Source organism: Paenibacillus sp. (assembly GCF_031177825.1).
GTDB lineage: Bacteria > Bacillota > Bacilli > Paenibacillales > YIM-B00363 > Paenibacillus_AE.
Window position 1 is genome coordinate 15,664 of the sequence record NZ_JAPSKE010000025.1, and the last position, 24,294, is coordinate 39,957.

31 protein-coding genes and 1 pseudogene are annotated in these 24,294 nt (G+C 61.7%); 4 read left to right on the plus strand and 28 right to left on the minus strand.

Features of this window, described 5'->3' with window-relative positions:
- Positions 1–125 precede the first annotated feature (125 nt).
- Both RIN49_RS22295 and RIN49_RS22300 read right to left on the minus strand, forming a co-directional pair.
- The gene (locus RIN49_RS22295; RefSeq protein WP_309122359.1) at positions 126–1,184 is read right to left on the minus strand and encodes a response regulator transcription factor; all 1,059 of its coding nucleotides are present in this window, start codon (positions 1,182–1,184) and stop codon (positions 126–128) included.
- A 10-nt stretch (positions 1,185–1,194) separates the two neighbouring features.
- Positions 1,195–2,946: a sensor histidine kinase gene (locus RIN49_RS22300; protein WP_309122360.1), complete on the minus strand. Its 1,752-nt coding sequence runs from the start codon at positions 2,944–2,946 to the stop codon at positions 1,195–1,197.
- A gap of 186 nt (positions 2,947–3,132) precedes the next feature.
- Between RIN49_RS22300 and RIN49_RS22305 the strand changes: the two genes are divergently transcribed.
- Together RIN49_RS22305 and RIN49_RS22310 are read left to right on the plus strand one after the other, a co-directional pair.
- A complete protein-coding gene (locus tag RIN49_RS22305) occupies positions 3,133–3,573 on the plus strand; it encodes a hypothetical protein (protein WP_309122361.1) in 441 nt (146 codons plus the stop codon).
- Positions 3,574–3,636: 63 nt separating this feature from the next.
- Positions 3,637–3,849 (plus strand): hypothetical protein, encoded by a 213-nt coding sequence (locus tag RIN49_RS22310; RefSeq protein ID WP_309122362.1) that lies wholly within the window; start codon positions 3,637–3,639, stop codon positions 3,847–3,849.
- A gap of 85 nt (positions 3,850–3,934) precedes the next feature.
- Here RIN49_RS22310 and RIN49_RS22315 read toward each other — a convergent pair whose 3' ends face one another.
- The 10 genes from RIN49_RS22315 to RIN49_RS22360 all read right to left on the minus strand — a co-directional run bounded on the left by RIN49_RS22315 (position 3,935) and on the right by RIN49_RS22360 (position 10,273).
- Positions 3,935–4,333, minus strand: a complete 399-nt coding sequence (locus RIN49_RS22315; RefSeq protein WP_309122363.1) for a DUF2663 family protein — start codon at positions 4,331–4,333, stop codon at positions 3,935–3,937.
- Between the two features lie 182 nt (positions 4,334–4,515).
- The gene (groL, locus tag RIN49_RS22320; protein ID WP_309122364.1) at positions 4,516–6,153 is read right to left on the minus strand and encodes a chaperonin GroEL; all 1,638 of its coding nucleotides are present in this window, start codon (positions 6,151–6,153) and stop codon (positions 4,516–4,518) included.
- Between the two features lie 62 nt (positions 6,154–6,215).
- Positions 6,216–6,497, minus strand: a complete 282-nt coding sequence (gene groES / locus RIN49_RS22325) for a co-chaperone GroES (RefSeq protein ID WP_242734970.1) — start codon at positions 6,495–6,497, stop codon at positions 6,216–6,218.
- A gap of 184 nt (positions 6,498–6,681) precedes the next feature.
- Complete coding sequence (locus RIN49_RS22330) at positions 6,682–6,828, minus strand: response regulator transcription factor (RefSeq protein WP_375295274.1); 147 nt, start codon at positions 6,826–6,828, stop codon at positions 6,682–6,684.
- Positions 6,825–6,983: a hypothetical protein gene (locus RIN49_RS22335; RefSeq protein WP_309122365.1), complete on the minus strand. Its 159-nt coding sequence runs from the start codon at positions 6,981–6,983 to the stop codon at positions 6,825–6,827. The genes RIN49_RS22330 and RIN49_RS22335 overlap by 4 nt, the downstream gene beginning before the upstream one ends.
- Positions 6,984–7,317: 334 nt before the next feature.
- Positions 7,318–7,593, minus strand: coding sequence for a twin-arginine translocase TatA/TatE family subunit (gene tatA / locus RIN49_RS22340; protein WP_309122366.1), 276 nt, complete (start codon positions 7,591–7,593; stop codon positions 7,318–7,320).
- 16 nt (positions 7,594–7,609) lie between these two features.
- Complete coding sequence (locus RIN49_RS22345) at positions 7,610–8,626, minus strand: molybdopterin-binding protein (protein ID WP_309122367.1); 1,017 nt, start codon at positions 8,624–8,626, stop codon at positions 7,610–7,612.
- Positions 8,623–9,117 (minus strand): MogA/MoaB family molybdenum cofactor biosynthesis protein, encoded by a 495-nt coding sequence (locus RIN49_RS22350; RefSeq protein ID WP_138194211.1) that lies wholly within the window; start codon positions 9,115–9,117, stop codon positions 8,623–8,625. The genes RIN49_RS22345 and RIN49_RS22350 overlap by 4 nt, the downstream gene beginning before the upstream one ends.
- Before the next feature lie 47 nt (positions 9,118–9,164).
- Positions 9,165–9,596: a cyclic pyranopterin monophosphate synthase MoaC gene (moaC, locus tag RIN49_RS22355; RefSeq protein ID WP_309122426.1), complete on the minus strand. Its 432-nt coding sequence runs from the start codon at positions 9,594–9,596 to the stop codon at positions 9,165–9,167.
- A 29-nt stretch (positions 9,597–9,625) separates the two neighbouring features.
- Positions 9,626–10,273, minus strand: coding sequence for a 5-formyltetrahydrofolate cyclo-ligase (locus tag RIN49_RS22360; RefSeq protein ID WP_309122368.1), 648 nt, complete (start codon positions 10,271–10,273; stop codon positions 9,626–9,628).
- 177 nt (positions 10,274–10,450) lie between these two features.
- Between RIN49_RS22360 and RIN49_RS22365 the strand changes: the two genes are divergently transcribed.
- The gene (locus tag RIN49_RS22365; protein WP_309122369.1) at positions 10,451–12,382 is read left to right on the plus strand and encodes an ABC-F family ATP-binding cassette domain-containing protein; all 1,932 of its coding nucleotides are present in this window, start codon (positions 10,451–10,453) and stop codon (positions 12,380–12,382) included.
- Positions 12,383–12,644: 262 nt separating this feature from the next.
- On the opposite strand, the gene RIN49_RS22370 is transcribed toward RIN49_RS22365, so the two are convergent.
- The 16 genes from RIN49_RS22370 to thiL all read right to left on the minus strand — a co-directional run bounded on the left by RIN49_RS22370 (position 12,645) and on the right by thiL (position 23,903).
- Positions 12,645–13,196 carry a hypothetical protein gene (locus RIN49_RS22370; protein ID WP_309122370.1) on the minus strand — a complete coding sequence of 184 codons (552 nt, stop codon included), beginning with the start codon at positions 13,194–13,196 and terminating at the stop codon, positions 12,645–12,647.
- Positions 13,189–13,626 (minus strand): hypothetical protein, encoded by a 438-nt coding sequence (locus RIN49_RS22375; RefSeq protein ID WP_309122371.1) that lies wholly within the window; start codon positions 13,624–13,626, stop codon positions 13,189–13,191. Before RIN49_RS22375 ends, RIN49_RS22370 begins: the two co-directional genes overlap by 8 nt.
- A gap of 15 nt (positions 13,627–13,641) precedes the next feature.
- The gene (locus RIN49_RS22380) at positions 13,642–13,797 is read right to left on the minus strand and encodes a hypothetical protein (protein WP_309122372.1); all 156 of its coding nucleotides are present in this window, start codon (positions 13,795–13,797) and stop codon (positions 13,642–13,644) included.
- Entirely contained in the window at positions 13,797–13,973 is a 177-nt protein-coding gene (locus RIN49_RS22385) for a hypothetical protein (RefSeq protein WP_309122373.1), read from the minus strand. The genes RIN49_RS22380 and RIN49_RS22385 overlap by 1 nt, the downstream gene beginning before the upstream one ends.
- 37 nt (positions 13,974–14,010) lie before the next feature.
- Entirely contained in the window at positions 14,011–14,259 is a 249-nt protein-coding gene (locus RIN49_RS22390) for a hypothetical protein (protein ID WP_309122374.1), read from the minus strand.
- 72 nt (positions 14,260–14,331) lie between these two features.
- Positions 14,332–14,469, minus strand: a complete 138-nt coding sequence (locus RIN49_RS22395) for a hypothetical protein (protein ID WP_309122375.1) — start codon at positions 14,467–14,469, stop codon at positions 14,332–14,334.
- A gap of 44 nt (positions 14,470–14,513) precedes the next feature.
- Positions 14,514–15,380, minus strand: coding sequence for a hypothetical protein (locus tag RIN49_RS22400; protein ID WP_309122376.1), 867 nt, complete (start codon positions 15,378–15,380; stop codon positions 14,514–14,516).
- A gap of 18 nt (positions 15,381–15,398) precedes the next feature.
- Entirely contained in the window at positions 15,399–16,370 is a 972-nt protein-coding gene (locus RIN49_RS22405; RefSeq protein WP_309122377.1) for a type II secretion system F family protein, read from the minus strand.
- On the minus strand, positions 16,367–17,770 hold the full coding sequence (locus tag RIN49_RS22410) for an ATPase, T2SS/T4P/T4SS family (RefSeq protein ID WP_309122378.1): 1,404 nt from the start codon (positions 17,768–17,770) through the stop codon (positions 16,367–16,369). The genes RIN49_RS22405 and RIN49_RS22410 overlap by 4 nt, the downstream gene beginning before the upstream one ends.
- Before the next feature lie 19 nt (positions 17,771–17,789).
- Positions 17,790–19,019: a CpaE/TadZ family protein gene (locus RIN49_RS22415; RefSeq protein ID WP_309122379.1), complete on the minus strand. Its 1,230-nt coding sequence runs from the start codon at positions 19,017–19,019 to the stop codon at positions 17,790–17,792.
- Positions 19,016–19,789, minus strand: coding sequence for a CpaB family protein (locus RIN49_RS22420; protein ID WP_309122380.1), 774 nt, complete (start codon positions 19,787–19,789; stop codon positions 19,016–19,018). The genes RIN49_RS22415 and RIN49_RS22420 overlap by 4 nt, the downstream gene beginning before the upstream one ends.
- A 205-nt stretch (positions 19,790–19,994) precedes the next feature.
- A complete protein-coding gene (tsaD, locus tag RIN49_RS22425; protein WP_309122381.1) occupies positions 19,995–21,026 on the minus strand; it encodes a tRNA (adenosine(37)-N6)-threonylcarbamoyltransferase complex transferase subunit TsaD in 1,032 nt (343 codons plus the stop codon).
- Complete coding sequence (gene rimI / locus RIN49_RS22430; RefSeq protein WP_375295275.1) at positions 21,023–21,529, minus strand: ribosomal protein S18-alanine N-acetyltransferase; 507 nt, start codon at positions 21,527–21,529, stop codon at positions 21,023–21,025. Before rimI ends, tsaD begins: the two co-directional genes overlap by 4 nt.
- A 12-nt stretch (positions 21,530–21,541) precedes the next feature.
- A complete protein-coding gene (tsaB, locus tag RIN49_RS22435; RefSeq protein WP_309122383.1) occupies positions 21,542–22,387 on the minus strand; it encodes a tRNA (adenosine(37)-N6)-threonylcarbamoyltransferase complex dimerization subunit type 1 TsaB in 846 nt (281 codons plus the stop codon).
- Positions 22,380–22,880, minus strand: coding sequence for a tRNA (adenosine(37)-N6)-threonylcarbamoyltransferase complex ATPase subunit type 1 TsaE (tsaE, locus tag RIN49_RS22440; protein ID WP_309122384.1), 501 nt, complete (start codon positions 22,878–22,880; stop codon positions 22,380–22,382). Before tsaE ends, tsaB begins: the two co-directional genes overlap by 8 nt.
- A gap of 27 nt (positions 22,881–22,907) precedes the next feature.
- Positions 22,908–23,903 (minus strand): thiamine-phosphate kinase, encoded by a 996-nt coding sequence (thiL, locus tag RIN49_RS22445; protein ID WP_309122385.1) that lies wholly within the window; start codon positions 23,901–23,903, stop codon positions 22,908–22,910.
- 273 nt (positions 23,904–24,176) lie between these two features.
- On the opposite strand from thiL, the pseudogene RIN49_RS28870 reads away from it, so the two are divergent.
- Positions 24,177–24,293 (plus strand): annotated as a pseudogene (locus tag RIN49_RS28870) (GNAT family N-acetyltransferase); the annotation flags it as partial.
- Position 24,294 lies beyond the last annotated feature (1 nt).

Below are 24,294 nucleotides of genomic sequence, written 5' to 3' on the forward strand. Positions count from 1 at the left end.
TCCGAGATAAATTGAAATCGGTTACAACGCAACTGTACAACACCCTGCCGACCGTCGTATATGGGAAGAATCGTCCCGCTGTATCATTTCTTACACAAAAAAAAGAGGATGCCGTTTACTCCCCATCATCCTCTCTGTTCATATGCCTTTCGGTATTGCGTCGGGGTGATCCCGTGATATTTGCGGAACGCCTTGGCGAAATGATGATAATTCGTATACCCGACCTCGAGCGCGACGTCCCCGACTTTCCGGTCTTGTTGCGCCAGAAGCTGCTTCGCTTTCGTCATTCGTACGTCCGTCACATATTTCATGAACGTCGTTCCGGCTTCTTGTTTGAAGAGGCGCGTGAAATACGTTACGGACATCGAGGCGCGCTCGGCCGCCCGGAGCAGCGACAGCTCGCTGTCCGCGTACTGCGCTTCGATCTCCTCGATCGTCTTTCGGATGTACAGCGATTGCGCCGGATTTCGCAGGCAGGACACTTCTCGGATGAAGCCGAAGCAGGCATGCTGGAACAACCGATGCGCCGCTTCGCGCGTATGGGCCTCCTTCAACCGGAGCGCTTCGTCCTTGTCGAACGGATGGCCGGATTTGCTTTCGAGCTTATTGACGATGTATAAGAGCTGTTCCATGTAGGTTTCTTTGAGCTCGTCGAGCTCCGAGACTTGATCGTTCCTCGCCGCCTCGATATCCTTCAGCTTGGCGCGGAGCGCCTCCTCCTGAATCGTCCAGATGCGGTCGACAATGTGCTCGCCTTCCTCGATGAACGTCCCCAGCCGCTCTCCCCGCTCCGCGATTTTGCGGTTATTATCTTCATGACGCTCGTAGATGCGCAGAAGCAGTCCCGTAAACTCCGCGGGATCGATCGGCTTCAACAAATAGTCGGTTACGCCGTATCGAATCGCTTGCCGAGCATAGTCGAAGTCGCTGTACCCGGAGATGACGACGACTTCCATGGCGCGGTACTCTTCCTTCACCGTCGCTATGAGCTGCAGCCCGTCCATCAATGGCATGCAGATGTCCGTAATGAGCAGTTGAGGCGGATCCGAACGGATGATGTCCAGCGCTTCCCGTCCGTTGGTCGCTTCGCCCGTAATGAAGAACGGCGCGTCCGCCTTTTCGATTAACTTCCTCATGCTTCGTTTAATCATTTTCTCGTCGTCGGCGGTGACGATCTTGAACATAGGATCCCCCCTATTCGTAAGGAAGCGAGACGCGGATGACGGTGCCGTTCCGATCGGATCGTACGATGCTCAACCCGCAGCCTTCGCCGAAGGTAAGCCGTAATCTGCTATGTACGTTCCATAGCCCCAATTCCCGGCTGTCGCCGGGCCATTCGACCTCGCGCATCGAATCGAGAAACAACCGATTGTAACGATCCATGACCGCCGCTTCCATCCCGTGACCGCGGTCCTCGACATCGATATGGAACCGTCCCTCGTCTCCGATGCCTCGCACGGAAATATACACGGCTTCGAGGAGGTGCTTTTGGTACCCGTGTTTGAAGGCATTTTCCAACAGCGGCTGCAGCGTCATGGGAACGATTCGTACATGTGCGGCCACGTCGTCATCCAACCCGATCTCGACCTGCAGCTTCTCGAATCGTTCCGATTGGATGTCCAAATAATCTTTCATATGGCTCAATTCCACGGGCAGCGGAACCGTCTTGGCATGGTTCTCCACGCTGTATCGGAAAATTCTGGCGAGCGACTGCACGATGCGGCTGATGACCGGGACGTCCTCGACGATGGCGTGCGAGTTGACGATCTCGAGCGTATTGTACAAGAAATGCGGATTGATCTGATACTGCAGCGCCTGCATCCGGGAATCCAACTGTTGCAGCTCGAACTCCTTTTCCTTCAATTGAAATTCCCCGACCGTCCATATCAAGTTTTTCACTTCGGTCAGCATGGAATTGAATCTGCGGTACATATATCCGATTTCCCCGGTCTTCGTCTCCGGCGCGCGTACGTCCAGATTGCCGCTCTCCGCTCGTTTCATCATGCGTTGGATGACGAGAATCGAGTCCGTGAGCGACATGGAGATCGTCAATGCGGCGCCCAGGCTGACGATCATGATGACGATGCCGATCGCGATCGTAATATTCCGCAATGCCACCAAGTCCTTATTGATTTCGGCAAGCGGGACTTCCGAGAAGAAGGTTAGCCGCGTCATGTCGGAATGAACATAGGTAACCAACAGGTTCCGACCGCTCGACCGATCGATGCGCGCCCCTTCCGCCTCGTTCGACGCCGATAGCAAATAAGAAGCCGGTACCGGCATCCCCCATTGGTCTTGCTCCGGATGAAATAAATAGTTCCCCTCGACATCCGAGATCCAGATTTGACCATGCTCTCCCAGTTCCACGTCGCTGACGAAGGAGCGAATGGTGCTCATCTTCAAGTCGACGATCAGAACTCCCCAATTCATCGAGCTAGGACTATAAAACTTGGCCGCCATGGTGAGCAGCGGAACGCCGCTATATCGCTGCACGCCGATCAACTCGAACGTTCCCGCCTTCGCCAACCGATCGACAATGCCGGGGAAGCGCTCCTCCGCGAACAGGTTGCTGAAGGTGGAAGTCGCGATTCCGTCCTGCGACACGACCGATAACCCGTAAATATCGGTTCTCCCGACCATAAGACTGTCGAACAACTTACTCACCGGCAAACTGTACAGCAGACGCTCGTAGGGCCCTGCGTCGGATTGGTCGATGAATTCGGTCGTTACGGAACGGGATACGATCGGCAGCATTAAGTCTTCGATTTCCGTAAAATAATAGTCCAGCCGGTCGCTCATCTGACGAATGATTTGATTGCTTAGGCTGATCGTATTGTCCTGAATCGTCTGCGTCGACATCCGGTACCAGAAGAAGCCTAACGCGGCCAACAACGAATAGAGCAGAACGAAGCCGATAATAATTTTTTGGCGCAAGGTGAGCGTCACGGAACCCCCCCGATCACGGCAAGGAAGCGATTACATTACTGAATATTTTATATTATCCCTGTTGGAAACAAAAGAAAAGAGTGCGACCTGCCTACGCGGCGATGTTAATTGTATAAAAACCCCATGCAAGGACAAATTAAGCGCATTAAGAAGACTTATATCGAATAGGGAAGGAACCTGCCGACGATGTGGTATCCATATGCATGTATTGGGGTTCTACTGCTGATCTTGTTAGTCATGCCGAAACATCTTACGGCTAAAGAAATGTATTACAGCGTTGGAATCATCGGATTCGGCACTTGGGTTGGAGACGTATTGGTCGGAGATGTGTTTAAAGCTTTTCAAATCGGCCCATCCCCAAAAACTTATCTGATCGACCTTATTTTCATTTCCATCGTTCCGCCGGCCATCGGGTTGACGTACCTCAACTTTCTAGCTGTAAAGAAGACCCTGGTATATAAATGGTTATGGGTTGCGGTCGCTTTTCTCGCGGAATGGGGAGCCGTTGCATCGGGTTATATGGAAAACAAAGGGTGGAGAACATGGTACTCCATCCCTGTATTTATTTTCGTGTTCGTCGTCTTTTTACCGTGGCATTTAAAAATAATGAGAAACGAGCAAGGATAATCCCCCGTCTTGCGGAGAAAGCTAAACGGGATCATTTGCACCCGAAGAGGAGGAAGGAAATCCATGAGCAACCGACTAGAAACGCTGAAAGCCGATCAAGCGAACTTTCTCGACAAGACGGAAGACGAAGTAAAAACCGTAGCTTCTACTGTAAGTTCCGACGCCATGAACGAGAATCCCGACTTAGAAGCGGTGGCAGCCTTTACGGCTCACGTCAATAAATACGACGTTCGCGAGGAAGACGAAGCTTCGCCTGAATCACCTGTAACCCATTGACCAAGCCTACGATATAGGAACAGGGCTCCCCGAAAGGAGCCCTGTTCCCCATCCGAATGAAGGTTTCCCCTCAAACCTCTCGCAATTACTTTCCATAATAATTCACGTTAACCCCTTTTTTGTGCATGATTTCCGTAACCCGATCCCGCAGCTCCGACTTCGGGTTCGCAATCCAAGTCGTGTCGAGGTGGGCAATGGCTTCTTTTCGCAGCACTTCGTATTTCCCCTTGAACTCGTTTACTTTCTTAGTCAGCTGCATCGTATGAAAACCCGAAGCGATACTGCAAAGTAAGGGGATAAATACGCGCGGGTCCCCGATGGAAAGACCGAGCACGTCGAAAGGATTGCGAATCGCAGGGGACACGAATCTTTGAAAAGCGAGAAACGCGAATGCCGAACAGGCGGCGAATAGGATACAAAACAATAAAAGCTGATTCTTGGCTCCATCCCATTTCTTTTTCCTTTTCGTCAACTCGTCCAACATTCGCCCCGTATCCTCCGAAACCTCAAGACCATGCCAAGACATAAGGGATCCAACCTTTCGACAAGGCTTTTCCAAATATATATTACTAGTTTTAGGTTTTCAGAACTTTGGAACGCCAATAGAAAAAGGGCTCCCGAAGGGAGCCCTTTTTCTATTGCTATATTCAGGTTTTCTCAAACCTCTTACATCATGCCGCCCATGCCGCCCATGCCGCCCATATCCGGCATGCCGCCGCCTTGGCCCTTCGGCTCCGGCTTGTCGGCGACGACCGCTTCGGTCGTCAGGAACATCGCTGCGACGGAGGCTGCGTTTTGCAATGCGGAACGCGTGACCTTCGTCGGGTCGACGATGCCCGCATCGAACATGTTGACCCACTCGCCCGTAGCGGCGTTGAAGCCGACGCCGAGCGCTTCCTTCTTCAGGCGCTCGACGATGACGGAGCCTTCGAGGCCCGCGTTGAACGCGATCGTGCGAACCGGCTCTTCCAACGCGCGAAGTACGATGTTAACGCCCGTTTGCTCGTCGACGTTGTCGCCCTTCACGGCTGCTACAGCGTTGTATACGTTCACGAGCGCCGTACCGCCGCCGGACACGATGCCTTCTTCTACCGCTGCGCGAGTAGAGTTCAGGGCGTCCTCGATGCGGAGCTTACGCTCTTTCAATTCGGTTTCCGTCGCTGCGCCGACTTTGATGACGGCTACGCCGCCGGCGAGCTTCGCGAGACGCTCTTGGAGCTTCTCCTTGTCGAATTCGGAAGTCGTCTCTTCCAATTGCGCGCGGATTTGGTTCACGCGAGCTTGGATGTCGCTCTTCTCGCCTGCGCCGTCGACGATGATCGTGTTTTCCTTGGAAACGCGAACTTGGCGAGCGGAGCCGAGCTGGTCGACGCGAGTGGACTTCAGGTCGAGACCGAGCTCTTCCGTGATCACTTGCGCGCCCGTCAGAGCGGCGATGTCTTGCAGCATCGCCTTGCGGCGGTCGCCGAAGCCAGGAGCCTTAACGGCTACGCAAGTGAACGTACCGCGGAGCTTGTTGACGATAAGCGTCGCTTGCGCTTCGCCTTCGACGTCTTCCGCGATGATGAGCAATTGCTTGCCGGATTGAACGACCTTCTCGAGCACTGGAAGAATCTCTTGGATGTTGGAGATCTTCTTGTCGGTGATCAAGATGTATGGGTTGTCGAGCACGGATTCCATCTTGTCCGTATCCGTGATCATGTACGGCGAGATGTAGCCGCGGTCGAACTGCATACCTTCTACGACTTCAAGCTCCGTCGTGAAGCCCTTGGACTCTTCGACCGTGATGACGCCGTCGTTGCCGACCTTCTCCATCGCGTCCGCGATCAATTGGCCGACTTCTTCGTCCGCCGAGGAGATCGCCGCGACTTGCGCGATCGATTGCTTGCCTTCGACGCCCTTGGAGATCGCCTTCAACTCTTCTACGGCCGCGCGAACGGCTTTCTCGATGCCCTTGCGAACGACCATCGGGTTGGCGCCCGCGGTAACGTTCTTCAGACCTTCGCGGATCATCGCTTGCGCGAGAACCGTAGCCGTCGTCGTACCGTCGCCCGCGACGTCGTTCGTCTTCGTAGCGACTTCTTTAACAAGCTGCGCGCCCATGTTCTCGAATGCGTCTTCGAGCTCGATTTCCTTCGCGATCGACACGCCGTCGTTCGTGATGAGCGGGCTGCCGAACTTCTTCTCGAGCACGACGTTGCGGCCCTTCGGTCCGAGCGTGACTTTCACTGCGTTCGCAAGCGCGTCCACGCCGCGGAGCATCGAGCGGCGGGCTTCTTCGCTAAACTTGATTTCCTTAGCCATCGTAAATTCTACCTCCTAGAATGTCTTGAAAATGCTTGTCCGTGCGTATGTGTAAACTGCGATCAGCCGAGGATGGCGAGGATGTCGCTCTCCCGCATGATCAACAATTCGCGGCCTTCGAATTTCACTTCCGTGCCTGCGTATTTCGAGAAAATCACACGGTCGCCTTCCTTCACGTCGAGCGGAATGCGCTCGCCGTCTTTGTAGGCGCCAGCGCCGACAGCGACGACTTTGCCTTCTTGCGGCTTCTCTTTCGCCGTCTCCGGCAATACGATTCCGCTAGCCGTCGTCTCTTCTTTCGCGATGGCTTCGATGACTACGCGATCTCCCAAAGGTTTGATCATGACAAAATGGCCTCCTTCAAATATGGTTCTCCAAGGTTTCCCTTTTTGTTAGCACTCGCATGTGTTTAGTGCTAACACTCACGATTCAAATTTTACTCATTTCTCGAGACGATTTCAAGGGGACAGAGCAAAATTTTTTCCCGTCTTTTGACACCTTCACCATTGTATCCTTCCGCACTATGCTTTAGTCCCGATCGGAAGGACAATCCGGCGGAAGCATCGGCACTTGATTTCGGTCGCTGATGCTGAGTTTTGCGAACATATTGCTGATATGATTTTTCACCGTATTCTCGCTGATCGCGAGTTCCGTCGCGATCTCCTTGTCGCTCATCCCGTAGTTGATGAGCCGGATGACCTCCTTTTCCCGCTTCGTAATCTTCGCGCTTGATCGTCCGCCGCTTCTCCGTCTTGTCCCTCCTTCTCGCCGTTCTCCGCCGCGCTCCGCCCGAGACAGGTCGTATCGATCGAGATGCCGAATCCCCCCATCACCTCCTCCCCCTCGACCGCGGGGAAATTCGTCACCTGAAGCGGAACCGCGCCCCCGTCCAGGTGTCGCGCGGCAAATAAGGGAATAACATGTTCTCTATTTGCGCTCCCTGCCCCACATTTGCCTGAATAGGGAACATGAATTTACCTTATTTCGCTCGACGGCGAATAAGGAACATTCTTGTTCATGATTCGTCTCTTTTTGCCGGGTTTGTCGAAAATAAGGAACTTTCCTGTTCCCTTATAGCTGGTTCGCGAGTTCCGGAATGCACGCCTGCTTCCTTGCACGAAAAAAAGACGAGCCTCCGCAGCTCGTCTTCTCATCGTGAAACTCTTATTCGGGCAATCGTTTGTCTTCCTTCTTCGCCTCCGCGACGATTTCGCCTTCGACGACGTTGCGCGGCGCAGCGGCGGTCGAGGACGCGACGCGGGAATCCTTGCCCGAATCCGTCTTGTCGTCGTCGTCCTTCAGCAGCTCCTTCGTGCCTTCTTTGAATTCGCGCAGCGTCCGTCCGAACGCGCGGCCGAGCTCCGGCAGCTTCTTCGGGCCGAACAAAATGAGCGCGATCAGGACGATCAAGATGATGCCCGGCAATCCTATGCTTTGCATGGCGGTACCGCCTCCTTTATTTGATCAATCCGCCGTAGCCGAGCCGGACGATGTCGGATCGTTCGATCCGCTCGCCGGCGCACACGCGGGGCAGGAGGACGTCGAACGAGGTGAACGGCTCGTAGATGACGGCGCCGGGCAAGCCGAAGATCGGCGTGCCGCCCGGCAAGTACCCGAACAGCATCATCGAGCCCGGCAGCATCGGGGTGCCGTACGAGACGATATCGGCGCCGGCTTTCTTGATCGCGCCCGGCGTTCGGTCGTCCGGATCGACGGACATGCCGCCGGTGACGAGAATCAGATCGACGCCGCTCGCCTGGTAGTGTCGAATATGCTCGACGATGCTGTCCGTGTCGTCCGGGGAGAAGCGCTGCTCTACGACCTCCGAGCCGAGCGCCGCCAACTTGTCCCGCAGCACGGGGCCGAACTTGTCGTCGATGCGGCCGGTGAACACTTCGCCACCCGTCGTGACGATGCCCGCCTTCAGGCGGCGGAACGGCTTCACCGCGACGATCGGCGCGCCGTTCGTCCGGTAGCGATGCTGCTGCGCCGTCGTTTCGAAACGGGCGACGGTCGCCTCCTCCACGACGAGCGGCACGACTCTCGCCGCGGCGAGCGCCTTGCCGGGCTGCACGACCGCGTCATTCACGATCGTGCTGAACACGACATGTTCGATCTCGTTGGCCAGGTGGACGAACGTCTCGTCGATTTTCGCCAATCCTAGAATCGTAGACTTCAAGCTGACTTTGCCTTCGCTCGGCTCGGTCGTCTCGATATAATCTCCCGCTGTCGCGCGCGCCATTCGGATCGCGGCGTCCTCCTCGTGCACCCAACCCTCGGGTACGTCGAGAATGTAAATATGCTCCTTGCCGATATCGAGCAGGAGCGGGATGTCTTCTTGGGCGATCGTATGCCCTTTGCGGAAGGCCCGTCCCTTGAATTCGCCCGGAACGATGCGCGTCAGATCGTGGCCCAGCCGCAGCCCGACCGCGTCCTGCACGCGCACTTCCTTCATCAGATGCTCGGGTTTCATTCCTCCGGCGCCTCCTCTTGTCCCGACAAGCTTCTCATCGCCGCTTCGAGGTCCGCCATGATCGCCATCATCGCCATGCTGACGCCCTTCGGGCGGCTCGGCAGATTGACGATCAGCGTGCTGCCGCGAAGCCCGGCCGTCCCGCGGAACAACGCGGACGGGATGCGGCGCGACGCCTGGTTCCCGCGAATGAGCTCGCCGAAGCCGGGAATTTCCCGGTCGACGACTTGCCGCGTCGCCTCCGGCGTCACGTCTCGCACCTGCAGTCCGGACCCGCCGGTCGTCAGGATGAGGTCGGCTTGATGATATTCGGACATCTCGATCAAGGCGGCCATCACTTCGTCCATCTCGTCGGGCACCACCCGATCCTCGATGATATCCCCGTGCAGTTCCTCCTCCACCAGCTCCCGGATGACGAGCGCGCTCGTCGACTCCCGCTCCCCTCGGGCGCCGCGGTCGCTGGCGGTCAGAATCGCCACTTTCCATCGCATGGTCTCTCTCCCCCTCGTTCTCGCAGCCAAAAGGATGGCATCGCCGGTCATTCGCGGACGAAATCTCCGCTCTTGCCGCCGGTTTTCCGTTCGAGCCGCGTCGGCCCGATCGTCATCGCCTTGTCCATCGCCTTGCACATGTCGTAGACGGTCAGCGCGGCGACGGAGACGGCGGTCAGCGCCTCCATCTCGACGCCCGTGCCGCCCGTCGTCCGCACCGTCGCTTCGATCCGGAGCGTCTCCGCCCCGTCGTCGTCGAAGGCGACGTCGACCCCGGTGATGCGGATCGGATGGCACATCGGAATGACGTCCGACGTCTTCTTCGCCGCCATAATGCCGGCGACCTGCGCGACCGCGAGCACGTCGCCCTTGGCCGTCTTGCCGGCCTTAATCGCTTGCAGCGTCTCCGGCCGCATGACGACTTCCGTCGTCGCCGTCGCCGTCCGTTCCGTGTCGGCTTTACCGGAAATATCGACCATCCGGGCGCGGCCTTGTTCGTTGAAATGCGTCAGCTCCAAAGATAAGCTCCTCCCGTCTTACAATCGATGATGCCTTCCTCCGTCAGTAGGAAGCGTACGCGGACGTCGTGCGGCTCCGTCGGCACGACGTCGACGATCTGCGCCGCGAACGCAGGCGCGGCGAGAAGGATCGCGCCGGCGTCGATCGCGGCGCGGTGCGGCGCAAGGAGGCGATCGTAGTAGCCTCCGCCGTAGCCGAGACGCCCGCCGCGGGCGTCGAAGGCGAGCCCGGGGACGAGCGTCAGCGTCCCCGGGGCCAGCGCCGCCAGGGGCGCGTGCGGCGCGGGTTCGAGGATGCCGTACGTCCCCGGCATCAGCTCTTGTTCCCCTGCCACGTCGTGCAGGGTCATCGCCTTCGCGGCGGCGTCCACGCGCGGCGCCGCCACGGGGATGCCGCGCGCCCAGCACCAGCGCGCGAGCCCCGCGGCGTCCGCTTCCGAGCGGAACGCGGCGTACCACGCGAGCCGCCGCGGCCGCTCGCCGTCCGGCGGGGCGCCCCAGGCGAACGCGCCCGCCTCCCAAGCGGCGATCGCGTGCCGCGCGAGCCGCTCGGACCGCGCCGCGCGCTCCTCCGGCGGAATCGCGTCGCGCGCCCCGGTCATCCGCGCGCGGAGCTCGCGTTTGGTTTCCGAAATCATTCCCGGCGGACCTCCCGATGACGACAGTCGTCCTGTTCTTTCTACATATTGTAACATACTTGGGGACAGGGACTGCAATCGAACGAGAGTCGCGTTTCTTGCGACTGGCGCGTTCGCGGCGATTCCGATACACTGAAAGCATTGGGTTTTCGCTTATTTTCGCGGAGGGACGTCATCATGTTATTGCAAGCTTCCGGCATCGGGAAACAATACGGCGCCACGGTCATCTTATCGAATATTCATCTCCAGGTCGGCGAACGGGAGCGCATCGGGCTCGTCGGCGCCAACGGCGCGGGCAAGTCCACGCTGCTGCGCATCTTGGCCGGCGAGACGTCCTGCGACGGCGGCCAGCTGTTCTACGCCAAGGGCGCGACGCTCGGTTACCTCGCGCAGAACAGCGGCTTGCAGTCCGACCGGTCGATCGCGCACGAGATGCGCGCCGTCTTCGCCGACCTGCTCGCCATCGAACAAGAGCTGCGCGAGCTCGAAGCCCGCATGGCCGATCCCCGGCTCGCGGACGAGCCCGCCGCCTACGAGCAAGTGCTGGCGCGGTACGCTTCGTTGTCCGAGACGTTTCGCGAGCGCGACGGCTATGCGATCGAAGCGACGATCCGCGGCGTCCTACACGGCATGGGCTTCGGCGACACGCCGCCGGAGACGATCGTCTCCACGTTGAGCGGCGGTCAGAAGACGCGCCTCGCCTTGGCTCGGCTGCTGCTGCAGAAGCCGGACCTGCTCATGCTGGACGAGCCGACCAACTACCTCGATATCGAAACGCTGACGTGGCTCGAACAATATTTACGCGGTTATCCCGGCGCGGTGCTGGTCGTCTCCCACGACCGGTACTTTTTGGACGCGCTCGTCGACGTCATTTACGAAATCGAACGCACCTCGTCCAAGCGTTACGTCGGCAATTACTCCAGATTCGTAGAGCTGAAGGCCGCCGACTACGAACGGAACATGAAATTATACGAAAAGCAGCAGGACGAAATCGCAAGGCTGGAAGACTTCGTCCGCCGCAACATCGTCCGCGCGTCCACGACCAAGCGAGCGCAGAGCCGGCGCAAACAGCTCGAACGCATGGAGCGGATCGATCGTCCGGGCGGCGAGCTGAAGAGAGCGTCTTTCAGCTTCGAGGTCGATCGCATCTCGGGCAAGGATGTGCTCGAAGTGCGAGATCTCGCCATGTCGTACGACGGAGGGGAGACGAAGCTGTTCCGCGGCGTCAGCTTCGAGGTGCGGCGCGGCGACTCCGTCGCGATCATCGGACCGAACGGAATCGGCAAGTCGACGCTGCTGAAGGCGCTCGTCGGCGATATGAAGCCGGCCGCCGGCTCGTTGTATTGGGGCGCCAACGTATCCATCGGGTATTACGACCAGGAACAAACCGGATTGACGCCGAGCAACACCGTCATGGAGGAGCTTTGGAACGACTATCCCGGTCTCGAGGAGGTTCGCATCCGGACCGTGCTGGGCAATTTTTTGTTCAGCGGCGAGGACGTGACGAAGCGAATCTCCTCTTTAAGCGGCGGGGAAAAGGCTCGCGTCGCTTTAGCGAAGCTCATGCTTAAGAACGCCAATGTTCTGATCCTCGACGAGCCGACGAACCATCTCGACCTCGTGAGCAAGGAAGTGCTGGAGTCCGCCTTGCTCGATTACGAAGGAACGCTGCTGTTCATTTCCCACGACCGTTACTTCCTGAATCGGATGGCGGAACAAGTCGTGGAGCTGCGTCCGGACGGCATTCGACATTTCCTGGGAAATTACGACGATTATCTCGAAAAGCTGCAGGAACTGGCGGAAATCAACAACGCGAAGTCCGCCGTTTCGACAAAATCGAACGCCGCCGCCGTCGAGCCGCCTCCGGCCGCTTCTTACGAAGCCGAGAAGCAAAACAAACGCGAAGAGCGCAACCGCCAACGGCGCATCGAACAGCTCGAAGCAGACATCGCCGCCGCCGAAACCGACATCGCGTCCATGGAAGAGCGTTTGACCGACCCGGCCGTCTATAACGACTATTTGGCGGTCCAGCAGCTGCAAGCGGAGATCGATGCCCGGAAGACGCAGCTCGCCGGTTGGTACGCAGAGTGGGAAACGTTAATGCAATAAGTTGCACATGTTATCCACAAATTCGGGGTAACTACCTGTGGATAATGTGTATAACATATATTTCACAGCGTTAAATTAACAAATTTTCATGTGGATAGATTCGGGGGATAACCTCTTTTCCACGACGGGAAATGGGGCTCAGCGCCCGCCCTCGGTCCGCCGAGGCCATGTAGTCGGACTTCCCCCGACTATTCGCCCCACCGGCTCCGCGCCATCGCAAAAACATCGCCCCTTCCGTCCGCCGGGAGGGGCGATGTTTTGGTCAGCGGAACCGTACGCTTGCGACGCTGGAGAGCACGATCGGCTCCAGGACGCCGCGGACGCGTTGATGCACTTCGACGACGGCCACGACGGACGGTCCGTAGACGGTGACGTCGACCTGGCGCGTCGTCTCTTGACTCGTGCCTTCGCGCGCAACCACCGTACGCCGCACCGTCGCGGGGTAGGCCGGCGCCGTCACGAACTCTAACCGATGAACGACGGGCGCAGCCTCCAGACGGCCGTCTTCCGCCGGCTCCCCCGCCTCGTCCAACCCGAAGTTCAAGCGCAGAAACCGCGCGAACTCCGTCCGACCGGCCGACTCGTCCCAAACCAGCCGGCCGAAGGCGGCCTCCTGCATGTCCACATGCAGCGCCGCCGCGTGCGTCGCCCGGTCGAGCGCCAGCTTCGACTTCGTCTTATTCGCGGACTGAAGCATCCAATCGACCGACGTCACCAGCAGCAGGACGGCGCACAGCACGCCCAGCAGCGCGAACAACAGCACATGCGCGCCGCCTCGTTCGTCCCGAAGCAACGACGGCGGACGCTTATTCATACGCCTCGCTCTTCCCGTGCAGCACGACGCGATACAAGCCTTCGTCCCCGCCCGCCCCTCCGCCTAATAACCCCAACAGTCGAGTAACGTTCGGGGCGGGATACGAGATCGTCACCGTCACGATGCCGTCCGGGTCGTCGCGCAGCACCTTGCTTACCGTACTGCCTGCGAACGACGGATAGGCGACGCCGTTCCGCGTCGTAGGCTCGAGCCCCAGCTCCGCGAGCCGCGTCACGGTCGCCGTCATCACTTCCGGACTGACGTAGCCGACCGCCTCCGCTTCTTTCAACGCATGGTTCGCTACGACGTTCAGGTGGCTGCCCTTCATCAAATATACGAAAAACGGAATGCCCGCAAAGCAAACGAACAACAGCAGCGGAAATACGAATAAAGTCACCAGCAGCGTATCCGCGCCGCCTCTCTCGTCCATGCGCATAACCTTCTCCTAGTTCGACACGTAATCGAAGCTTCGTACGCTTTCCAATATCGAATCGTGGCCTTCTCGAACCGCGTCGTTCACGCCCGCGCCGCCTTGAAAGACGTACACGGCGAGACCGAAAATCAACACGAGCAACGACAATGTAACCGTCAGCTTCGACATTACGGCGTCGTGGAACGGACGGCGCCGGACGAGTCGACGCCCAAGCTCGCGTTCGTCAACGCCGTGCCGATATCTCCTCCTCGGTCGACGACCTGCGTCGCGACGCCGTCCCCTACGATCAATACCGCTCCCAACAACAAGACGCATAAAGCCAATGCTACGCCGATCTTACTCATTTCCTATTCCTCCCTCGGTAGATTGTCCCTCGCCGCATTACGGCGTCGTCGAATTCACGGCGCCGGTCGAGTTGTCCACGCCCAGATTGCCGTTCGTCAGCGCCGTACCGATATCCCGTCCCCGGTCGACGACCTGCGTCGCGACGCCGTCGCCCACGATAAGCACCGCCCCTAACAACAGTACGCATAACGCCAATGCAACGCCGATTTTACTCATGACATGATCCTCCTTCGATGGGTTGTCCCGCTCCTTGGCGAGAGAAATGAAATCCTTGACCTTCAACATGCGATCGGCGCCTCCCTCCTTCCATGGAGCCAGGGCCGTGCGCTCGGCAATTCCTTTCCTCCGAACGCCCCTTCAAAACGCCGCCTCGATTTGCGCCGCCGTCGAGCGCCCCGCGCCGCCGGCTGCCGGCACGATCAACTCCCCGAACGTATAGATGGCCGCGCCTAGGATCAACACCGCGAGCGCCAACGTCGTCACCAGCTTCCCCATGATTTCGCCCCCTCCCCGGCTTCGCCGCGATATTACCGGAATTCTCAAGCCGTAAAGCTAACGGTCAACTGCTCCAACACGGTCAGCATCCACGGATATACGAATAAAACCAAACAGACGAGAAAAGGGATCATGATGTAGAAGCTAATCCAGATCGGAGCGTTTTCGATCCGTTTGGACAGCTCGGCCTCCAGCGTCGCGTCGATGCTCTTCGAATGCTCGGTCAGCAGACGCCTTACGTCCTTGGATTTCGCACGGCTGACCGCGGCGAACGCGTTGACGAGCGGGAACGCCTCCGAGATGCCGACCGCGTCTTTGAACGCCAAGATCGCCTCCCCTTGATCGTTCCCCCACTGCGCGGCGAGCTGGTGCAGCGCGGGCTTCAACAATCGCATCGGCCGCCCCGCTCGAAGGATCAGCTCCCGCATGTCCGTCTGATCCGTCATGCAGATCGACAGCCGATGCGCGAACTTCGAGATTTCGCCGAGCACGAGGGCGCGTCTTCGCGCGGCCAGAATCGCGATCGCCGCGGCGGGCGCCAGCCATCCGATCCCCGCGACGGCTATGCCCCCGAGCATCGCCCGTACCGTCCCCGCGAAGCCGGCGGCGTTCGGCAGCGTCGCCGCGAGCCATAAATACGCGCCGGCCAACGCCGCGCCGCGCCGCCCCCATCGATATCCCCGATACGTCCAGCCGACGCCCGCGAGACGCGCCTTCTCGAGGAACGCCCGCTCGTCCGCGGACAGCTCCGGGAACGACGGCGCCTCTCCTTCCTCTTCCCGCTCTCTTCGCCAGTACCGCTCGATCAGCGCCTTGACCGTATTCGCGCGGCTTCGCGCCAGCGGCTTCAGCAAAGCCCCCCAAGCAAGGGCCGCGCCGACGCCGAAGAGCGACATCCACAGCCATTTCATCCCCGTCCATTCGCCTCCTCAGAACGTTCTCTGACCCGATCTAACGACGAGCACCATCGACGCGAACAGTACGACGCCGGAGAACAACATGATCCAACGCCCGCCCGGATCGACGAAATAATGCCGATAATTCGCCCCGTCGGCATACACGTTGAAGAACACGATCCCGAAGGCGAAGGCGACCATCACCGCCGTTCCGATCCGGTAGACGGTCACCATGGCCAGGCGTCGTTCCTCGTTCTTCCGCGCCCGCTGCATATCGACGACAAGCTTATGCAACGCTTCGATCACGTCGTGTCCGAATTTATGCTTGATCGACAGGATGTCCGCCACGTCTTCCGCCCACTCGTTGTCCGCGCGCCGCGCGAATTCGAATAACGCCTCCTCCAGCGAGCCGCCCATATGCGATCGCAGCTCGAGCCGCCTCCATTCGTCCCGGACGTGATCCGGCATCGTCGCGGCCGACCGGCTGATCAGCTCCTGAACGGTGCGGTTGTCGTTGTAGTGGCCGACGACGTTCTGCACGAGCTTGATCATATCCAGCGCGATGCGATGCCGCTTCCGCTGCAGCCGGAATTTGACGTAAAAATACGGCAACGATCCCAGCAGCCCGCCGGCGACGGTGTTGAGCAGCCACGTATCGGCGCCGATCATCCGGTCCGCGTCGAGCGCGTACCGCAACCGCATGGCGTCGACGGAAGCGTCGACCGCGAACCAGCCGACCGCGCCGATGAACAGCATCGCGCCGACGACCGCTTCCACGGGCCACCGCACGTCCGCGATCTCCATCTCGTCCGCCAGCCCTCTTACGAACGCCAGCTCCCGGAACGCTCCGCTTCGTTCGAGGCGGATCGGTCCGAGCAACGACGCGCGGAGACGCTTGTCCCGCCACCAGACGGACAACCTCGACATCCATGCCACGACGACGACCCCGCTTCCGGCGATCCATATCCCCGCGAAAGCGGCTTCGGCGATCCAGCCCGCCGTCATGACCACACCCCCAATCGGCGAAAAGGCTCCGCTTCCGCCCCCCGCGAAAGCAAATGGTTTCTTAATGGCGCGCTGAACGCCGCGCCGGTGAACGACCATGTCTTCGCTTCGTAATCCCACAACACGAGCGGGCTGGCGACGGGCTCGCCGCGTTCGTCGACGTACAGCTCCGTCACTTCCGTAACGACGCGCCGCATCCGTTCCCCTTCCTTCACGAGCCGCAGAAACACTAGAATGTTAAACGCCCGCGCCACCCGTCTTTCCGCGGCGGCGACTTCGTGCTGACGACCGTCCTGCTTCATCATGTCCACGACGTCCGACAAGAACGACTCTCTGTACTTCGTGTGCATCGTGCCCATGACGTCGTGACCCCTCAGCGCGCCTTGCACCATCTGAGACACTTCGGCTCCTTTGGCTTCCCCGACGACGATCCATTCCGGGCTCATGACGAGCAGCGGCTTGAAGGCGTCCTCCATCGTCAAATCCGATTCGGCCGCCTCCCGAGCCGCCAAGATGTTCCGGCGTTCGCCGAGGCGTTCGCGGAGCGCGATTTCGAACTCCTTCTCCAACGTACGGATGCGTTCTTCCTCCGGAATTTCCGAAACGAGAGCGAACAGGAACGTCGTCTTTCCCGTATTCGTCCCTCCTCCGATCAGGAAGCTGGCATGGTACCGCACGAGCAGCGACAGCAGTTCCGCCGTCGGCGCATCGACGGTGCGAAGCTCGACGAGCCGCTCCAGCGTGACGTCCCGCACGATGAAGTTGCGGATATGAATGCTCGGCACGTCCGTATACGGTTCGCGGGTCATGACGAGACGGGAACGATTCCATAAATACGATTGCACGAACGGCTGCCGTTCGCTGATCGGCTTCTTCCCGCACAACGCGAGACGATCTTGGACGAGCCGGACCTCCTCCAGGCTGGCGAACGACCGGTGATGCAGCGTCTGCTTCCCGCCGCGGATCACGTAAATCGATCGCCCGATCACTTGCACTTCCTCCACGTCCGGCTGCTGCTTCAAGTCTTCGATGAGCCCGGCGCCGCACGCGGTCGCGAACACGCAGTCGGTCGGGGACAAATCGTCGATCATCGTTCTCGGGTCGATGTCGAGCCGGAACTCGGTTAAGAGCGTGTCGATCATCGCCTTCATGCGGGTCTGCGCCCCGGGCTCTCCTAACCCGGCGTTCAAAATATCCCGGTACAACGAATCGTCTTGCTTGGATCGCTCCATGAGGTGCTCGTATACGACGCGCGACGCGTCGCGCAAAGACACCCTGCGAAGCTCGCTCCCCTCGCCTCCGGTCCCGGAACGCCCGGCAGCCATAGCGTCCCTCCGGTATTTCGCCGGATCGAAACGTCTGCGCGGCAGCGTCGGCACCGCTCTCGGCACAGCGTCCATGCACTTCTCCCCCCTCCGTTCAGAACAATCCGGACAATAACGATACGAGCCCCGGCCGCCGGCGCGGCGCCTCCCGCTCCGCGAACGGCTCTCGACCGGACGCGACGCGAAGCCGGCTCGCGAGCCGATAGACGCCGGCCGCGAATTCGTCCGCCTGCGTCGCGTCGACGAGCGGGCGCCCTTCTTCGGCCATCCGAAGGCCGAGGCCGCCCGGCACGTTCGGCGCGACCGCGGCCAGCGTCATCCCGAGCGCCGCGGCGGCTTTCTCCGGGGACTCCGCCGCCGGATCGAACCGGTTGCACACGAGCTCGATGTCGGAAGCCGCGAGTCCGCAGAGCTTCCAGTAGCATGCATACCATTCGGTCCAGCTCCACAGGTACGAATGCGAGCGATTGGCCGCCACGAGCCAGCGCACGTCCCCCCCGCGCACCGCGCAGACGGTCGCCGCGTTATCCGGGAACGACGATACGTCGACGATCGTGACGTCGAACGTCTGCCGGCACACCGACAGCAGCGTCTCCATCATCTCGGGGCTGACGTCGGCCGCCGTGTCCCGGCGATGCGTCCCGTACAGAACGCGCAAATTCGGCGTCTTCCGGTACGGAACCGCGGCCTCGCGCAGCTCCGCCGGGGACAGCGCCCCGGTCTGGAGCTTCGGCCGCAGCGCCGCGTTCGTCCGCCCGACGTCGGGGACGCGGAGGGCGACGCGAAGCTCCGGATTTTTCAAATTCAAATCCAACAATCCTACGCGCAGCGTGGGAGACTCCCGCGCCAGCGTCAACGCGACGTTCCCCGCGATCGTCGTGGCGCCGTCCTTGCTGGCCGCGGACCATACCGTCGCGACGATGCCGCGGTCCGCCGCCGTCTCCGCGAGATCGCGCTCGACCCCGCGGAGCGCGATCGCGGCGATCTCCTCCGTTCCCGCCCCCAGCGGAACCCACTCCATCCCGGCATCCGACGCGAGCCGCTGCGCCGCCTCCAACCAGAGCGCGTCGTACGCCGACTCGCTCGGGACGACGACGACCCTCGCGTCCGGCCGAACGGACCGCAGCGGACCGATCCATTCCCAAGGGTACGCATCCGCGACGAGATCCATATGCAGCACGATCGTCTCGAACGTCTCCCGCGCCGCTTGCCGGAAAAACGCGTCCTTCTCATGCGCCAACACCCGGCGCCGCGGCCGCTGCGGCATTATGGCCAGCAAGCGGGCCAGCGGTTCGCCTTCCTTCATGCCGATCAATAAACTCATGGCAACGTCGCCTCCTCCTCGATCAACGCTCCCGCGTACGTCGCGAAATCGTCCGTCACGCGCGCTTCTTCCGCTTCCTGCAGCGAAGGCTCCGGCAGCGCCAGCTTGATCGAGCCGACGAGCGAAGCGAGCGCATACGCTTCGTAGATCTCTGCGTCCATAATGAACGTGTTCATGCCGGGCCTCCCGTCGGCGCTGGCCCGGACTCGATCTCTCTGACGGGCCGCGGACTGGAACGGGGCGTCATACGGCGCGGCGTCCGTTATTTCCGCTCCTTCCGTCGATCGGACGCTGGCGACGCGGAGCCCTTCGATGACCTTCAGCGCTCCTCGCGGGACGCCGCCGAGCGTCGCCGGAGCGTCGAACTCGACCCAGACGTCGACGAGGTCTCCCCTGCGCAGCATGTTGCTCACGTTCTTCACGTCGTCGGTCGGGAAGCTGACGTACCGCTCCCCGGCCCCCGGCGTCAACTGCCGGTCCGCCAGCTTCCACGACGCGAACGTCTCGTTCGGGCCGATCGGCGCGACCGCCGATCTCCCGATAATGTCGGCCTCGTCCCGCAGCGCGTCGGCCGCAAGCGCGGCTTCCGCGATCCGCACCCGCCGCACCATCGAAGCGTCCACCGTCTCCCCGCTCGCGATGAGCCGCGTCGGCATGATCGCCTCCACCGTCCGCGCGTCCAGCTCCGCGTGTTCGGCGTAACGAGCGAAGCCGTACACCGACGCCGCCATCAGCAAGACGCCGAGCCCCGTCACCAACCATCTCCTCACCTGCTTCTCTCCCCCCGTCGGAAAACAAAAAACGCCCAGCTACCGCTTATGTCCTAAGCGGTAACCGGGCGATGCTTTCGCTCCGTAAACGATTCGATTAGTTAAAATTTAGCACGCCGAACGATCGGCGTCAACAGCCTTTTCGCAAAAGCCAGATCGCAGAATCCCCGCGCCCGGCCAACGGCCGTGCCCGTGCCAGCGCCAGCTACACCGTCCCCGCGCCCCACTCCTCCAAAGAAAACAGCGGCTCCGCCTTCAGCTCCAGCCCGGCGAACTCCCCGCGCTTCCACTTCAAGTAGCCGGCCGCCGCGATCATCGCCGCGTTGTCGGTGCACAGCGACATCGGCGGCACGACGAGCGGCACGCCGGCCGCCGCGCACGCCTCGCCGAGCGCTTCGCGCAGCCCCCGGTTCGCCGCCACGCCGCCGCACAGCAGCAGCTGCCGCGAGCCGAACTCGCGCACCGCGCGCATCGCCTTCGTCACGAGCACGTCGACCGCCGAGCGCTGGAAGCCTAACGCAAGGCCTGCGCGGTTGACGACGTCTCCTTTCATCTTCGCCTGGTTAACCTGCGCCAGCACCGCCGACTTCAGGCCGCTGAAGCTGAAGTCGTACGAGTCGTCCTCGAGCCAGGCGCGGGGCAGGACGATTTCCTCGTCCGCCTGCGACGCCAGCTTGTCCACGTGCGGACCGCCCGGGTACGGCAGCCCCATCGCGCGCGCGACCTTGTCGTACGCTTCGCCGACCGCGTCGTCCCGCGTGCGGCCGATGATGCGGAAGTCGCCCTCGGACGCGACGTGCACCAGCTCCGTATGGCCGCCCGAAGCGACGAGCGCCATCAGCGGATACGTCAGCTCCTGCACGAGCGCGTTCGCATAAATATGGCCCGCGATATGATGTACGCCGATGAGCGGAATTTCGAGCGCGTACGCGAGCGACTTCGCGGCGATGACGCCGACGAGCAGCGAACCGACGAGGCCCGGTCCTTGGGTGACGGCGATCGCCGACAAATCCCGCAGCTCGACCCCCGCCTCGCGGACCGCCTCCTCGAGAATGCGCGTCATCGATTCCACGTGCTTTCTCGAAGCGATCTCGGGCACGACGCCGCCGAATTTCTTATGCGTTTCGATTTGGCTGGAGACGACGTTGGACAAAATCGTCGCGCCGTTCTCGACGACGGCCGCCGACGTTTCGTCGCAGCTCGTCTCGACCGCGAGCAGCAGCTCCCTCTTCATCATGCCCGCCCCCCTTCGCTCCGCGCGGATCCGAACGGCAGCTCCGCCCACATAATAATGGCGTCCTCGCCGTTATCCGAGTAATAACCGGGCCGCAGGCCGACCGCCTCGAAGCCGAATTTCTCGTACATGCGCCGAGCGACCGCGTTGCTGGGGCGCACCTCGAGCGTCATCCGCTGCGCCCCGAGCCGGACCGCGCGGGAGCCGAGCTCCGCCAGCATCCGCTCGCCGAGCCGACGGCCGCGGAAATCGCCCGTCACGGCGATGTTCGTCACATGCGCCTCGTCGATAATGATCCACATGCCGCCGTAGCCGATCAGCCGGCCCTCGTATTCCATAACGATATATTGAGCGAACTGATTTTGCGTCAGCTCGCTGATGAACGCTTGCTCCGACCAAGGCGTCGCGAACGATTCGACCTCGATCGCGCTGACCTCCGGGATATCCTCGTACCGCATCATGCGGAAAATCACTTCCGGCGCCGTCGCCGCACTCATGCTACCCATGCCCCTTTCGCGTCAGTTCCGCTCCCGCGCTTTCTCCCGCGCCTCCGCGGCGCTAGCTGCGACGAGCTTCGCCTCCGCCTCCGCCAGCTGCGCGTAGTTCGGCAGCGCGTCGTGCGGATCCCGCACGCGGATCGCCTCGCCGCGAAGACGCGCGATGCTCGCCACGTCCAACGCGGACATCGACCACGGCCGGCGCAGCACGATCGCGTTCAAGCCGGCCGCGGCGGCGTCCAGCATGTCGGCGAAGCCGCCGTCGACCTCGCCGACGAACACGACCGTCCCCGGCCGCTCCGCCGCGCGCAGCCACGCCTCCGCTTGCTCGCGGAACATCGTCACCGCATCCGCGCCGACCCGGCGCCAAGCGCCGGCGGCCCCGACGGCGGCGTCGTCCGCGTCGGCGGCGAACAGCGCCGTGTACGCCTGTCCGCGCCGCGCGTCCAGCGCCGGCACGACCCAAGCCGGCGCGCGCACCGCCGTCGTCCCCGCTGCCGCATCCCGCCAGCCGCCGAACGCCAGCGCCTCCAGCGACGATACCGCGTACACGGGCAGCCCGAGCGCCCAAGCGAACGTCTTCGCCATCGTCACGCCGATCCGCACGCCGGTATACGATCCCGGCCCGCAGCCGACCGCGACCGCCCGTACGTCGCGCGGCCGAAGCCCCGCCGTCCGCACGAGCTCGTCGATCTCCGGCAGCAGCTTCACCGAATGGTTCCGCTCGGCGTTCGTCGTCCGCTCGGCCAGCACCGTCTCGCCGTCCGTCAGCGCCATCGTCATCGACGCCGTCGACGTATCGATCGCGAGCAGCGGGCCGTCCGGCAAGCCCGTTCCCGGGCCGGTCTCATTCCGTCTGTCACTCACGCGCCAGCACCCCCTCGTCCGCCATCGCCGCGCAGAACGAAGCATACGGCTCGCCGTGCGGACGGACCGCGAAGATGCGCTCCGACGCGCCCGCCACGCCGATATACAGCTCTAGCCGCTCCGCCGGCAGTAAGTCGGCGATCAAGCTCGCCCACTCCACCGCGCACACCCCGGCGCCGAAGAAATATTCCTCCAGCCCGAGCTCGTCCGCTTCCTCCTGCGAGAGGCGATAGACGTCCATATGATAGAAGGGCATGTCCCGCCCTTCGTATTCCTTAATAATCGTGAACGTCGGCGAATTGACCGTCCCCCGCACGCCGAGCGCGCGAGCGAGCGCCTGCGAGAAGCGCGTCTTCCCCGCTCCCAAATCGCCGTCCAGCGCCACCACCGCGCCCGGTCCGAGACGCGCGGCGAGCCGGGACGCCAAGCGTTCCGTATCCGCCTCGTCCCGCGCCTCGAATCGATATTCCGTCAACCTCGGCAACCCCTTCATCTGTAGAAAATGTCCCGCACCCCCGGCTCACTCGAAGTGCGTATATCCCCGGCGCCCGAGCGGCTCCGTCGTCCCGTCCGGCCGAGCCAGATCGACGCCCGGCTCGCCGGCGGCGACGACGCCGACGATCGCGGGCGCCGCGCCGGCCGCCCGCAGCGCCGCGAGCAGCTCGCCCGCCTTCGCCGCCGGTACCGTGCCGACAAGCTCGTAATCCTCGCCGCCGCCGAGGATGAATTCGAGCGCGTCGCGCCCCGCGAAGGCGGCGTACGCGGCGAGCGCGGCGTCGACCGGAATCGCCGCGCCGTCCAAGACGAGGCGCACGCCGGACGCCTCGGCGATCTCCCGCGCTTCGCTGGCGAGCCCGTCGCTCACGTCGTTGAGCGACGTCGCGAGCCCGAGCAGCGCGCGTCCCGCGGCCGGCCTCGGCCGCGGCCGCCGATGCGCCGCGACGAGCGGCGCCCAACGCTCGCCGCCGCCCGCTTCGCGGCGCAGCAGCCAATCGAGGCCTGCCGCGGACAGGCCGAGCGGCCCCGTCGCGAAGACGACGTCGCCGGCGCGCGCCCCCGAGCGCAGCAGCGCTCGGCCCGCCTCGACCTCGCCGATCGCCGTCACCGTGACGCTGACCCGCTCCGGCGACGTCGACATGTCGCCGCCGACGATCGCGACGCCGTAGGCGTCCGCGCAGGCGTACAGCCCCGCGTACAGCGCCTCGAGACGCTCCGTCGGGAAGCCCTTCGGCGCGGCCAGCGCGCACAAAGCATACCGCGGCTCGGCGCCCATCGCCGCCAGATCGCTGACGTTCTGCGCCATCGCCTTCCAGCCGATCGACGCGTCGTCCATCGTCCACGGCAAGAAATCGACGATTTCCACCATCGAATCGCAAGTCAGCACCATCTGCCGGCCCGGCGTCGGCTCCACCACCGCGGCGTCGTCCCCGATCCCTACGACGACGCCGCGGCCGACGGCGCCTTCCTTCCCCGTTCGGCCGCCCGTCAACCGCCGGATCAACGCAAACTCGTCCACACTACCGCCCGCTTCCGACCAAACTTTTCCCCTCATTATAGCGACCCGATGAGGATACTAGCAAGCTAACGGAAGGGTAGAAGGACTTCAAGGCTTCTTCGTTGAAATATGTAGCAACTTCCCTTGTAAGGAGAACAACCATTCATGGAGATCACGAAGTTCCGCCTCCGTCCCCCGACGATGGACGACGCTCAGGCCGTCTGCGACCTCGTCGCCGCTTGCGATACCGAAGACTTGGGCGCCCCCGACATCGTGCTTGACGACGTGCTGGATATGTGGTCCCGCTTCGATCTCGACAACGACGTTTGGGTCGTCGAAGACGAAGCCGCCGCGTTGATCGGGTACGCCTTCCTGGAGGAAGACAGCGAGGAGAAGCTGTTCAGCTGCGGCT

Coding starts and splice junctions, on each gene's coding strand:
- RIN49_RS22295 (WP_309122359.1), bottom strand. CDS start 1,184: ATGTTCAAGATCGTCACCGCCGACGACGAGAAAATGATTAAACGAAGC.
- RIN49_RS22305 (WP_309122361.1), top strand. CDS start 3,133: ATGTGGTATCCATATGCATGTATTGGGGTTCTACTGCTGATCTTGTTA.
- RIN49_RS22310 (WP_309122362.1), top strand. CDS start 3,637: ATGAGCAACCGACTAGAAACGCTGAAAGCCGATCAAGCGAACTTTCTC.
- RIN49_RS22315 (WP_309122363.1), bottom strand. CDS start 4,333: ATGTTGGACGAGTTGACGAAAAGGAAAAAGAAATGGGATGGAGCCAAG.
- groL (WP_309122364.1), bottom strand. CDS start 6,153: ATGGCTAAGGAAATCAAGTTTAGCGAAGAAGCCCGCCGCTCGATGCTC.
- groES (WP_242734970.1), bottom strand. CDS start 6,497: ATGATCAAACCTTTGGGAGATCGCGTAGTCATCGAAGCCATCGCGAAA.
- RIN49_RS22330 (WP_375295274.1), bottom strand. CDS start 6,828: ATGAGCGACAAGGAGATCGCGACGGAACTCGCGATCAGCGAGAATACG.
- RIN49_RS22335 (WP_309122365.1), bottom strand. CDS start 6,983: ATGGGGGGATTCGGCATCTCGATCGATACGACCTGTCTCGGGCGGAGC.
- tatA (WP_309122366.1), bottom strand. CDS start 7,593: ATGCAAAGCATAGGATTGCCGGGCATCATCTTGATCGTCCTGATCGCG.
- RIN49_RS22345 (WP_309122367.1), bottom strand. CDS start 8,626: ATGAAACCCGAGCATCTGATGAAGGAAGTGCGCGTGCAGGACGCGGTC.
- RIN49_RS22350 (WP_138194211.1), bottom strand. CDS start 9,117: ATGCGATGGAAAGTGGCGATTCTGACCGCCAGCGACCGCGGCGCCCGA.
- moaC (WP_309122426.1), bottom strand. CDS start 9,596: ATGGTCGATATTTCCGGTAAAGCCGACACGGAACGGACGGCGACGGCG.
- RIN49_RS22360 (WP_309122368.1), bottom strand. CDS start 10,273: ATGATTTCGGAAACCAAACGCGAGCTCCGCGCGCGGATGACCGGGGCG.
- RIN49_RS22365 (WP_309122369.1), top strand. CDS start 10,451: ATGTTATTGCAAGCTTCCGGCATCGGGAAACAATACGGCGCCACGGTC.
- RIN49_RS22370 (WP_309122370.1), bottom strand. CDS start 13,196: ATGAATAAGCGTCCGCCGTCGTTGCTTCGGGACGAACGAGGCGGCGCG.
- RIN49_RS22375 (WP_309122371.1), bottom strand. CDS start 13,626: ATGGACGAGAGAGGCGGCGCGGATACGCTGCTGGTGACTTTATTCGTA.
- RIN49_RS22380 (WP_309122372.1), bottom strand. CDS start 13,797: ATGTCGAAGCTGACGGTTACATTGTCGTTGCTCGTGTTGATTTTCGGT.
- RIN49_RS22385 (WP_309122373.1), bottom strand. CDS start 13,973: ATGAGTAAGATCGGCGTAGCATTGGCTTTATGCGTCTTGTTGTTGGGA.
- RIN49_RS22390 (WP_309122374.1), bottom strand. CDS start 14,259: ATGTTGAAGGTCAAGGATTTCATTTCTCTCGCCAAGGAGCGGGACAAC.
- RIN49_RS22395 (WP_309122375.1), bottom strand. CDS start 14,469: ATGGGGAAGCTGGTGACGACGTTGGCGCTCGCGGTGTTGATCCTAGGC.
- RIN49_RS22400 (WP_309122376.1), bottom strand. CDS start 15,380: ATGAAATGGCTGTGGATGTCGCTCTTCGGCGTCGGCGCGGCCCTTGCT.
- RIN49_RS22405 (WP_309122377.1), bottom strand. CDS start 16,370: ATGACGGCGGGCTGGATCGCCGAAGCCGCTTTCGCGGGGATATGGATC.
- RIN49_RS22410 (WP_309122378.1), bottom strand. CDS start 17,770: ATGGACGCTGTGCCGAGAGCGGTGCCGACGCTGCCGCGCAGACGTTTC.
- RIN49_RS22415 (WP_309122379.1), bottom strand. CDS start 19,019: ATGAGTTTATTGATCGGCATGAAGGAAGGCGAACCGCTGGCCCGCTTG.
- tsaD (WP_309122381.1), bottom strand. CDS start 21,026: ATGATGAAGAGGGAGCTGCTGCTCGCGGTCGAGACGAGCTGCGACGAA.
- rimI (WP_375295275.1), bottom strand. CDS start 21,529: ATGGGTAGCATGAGTGCGGCGACGGCGCCGGAAGTGATTTTCCGCATG.
- tsaE (WP_309122384.1), bottom strand. CDS start 22,880: ATGAAGGGGTTGCCGAGGTTGACGGAATATCGATTCGAGGCGCGGGAC.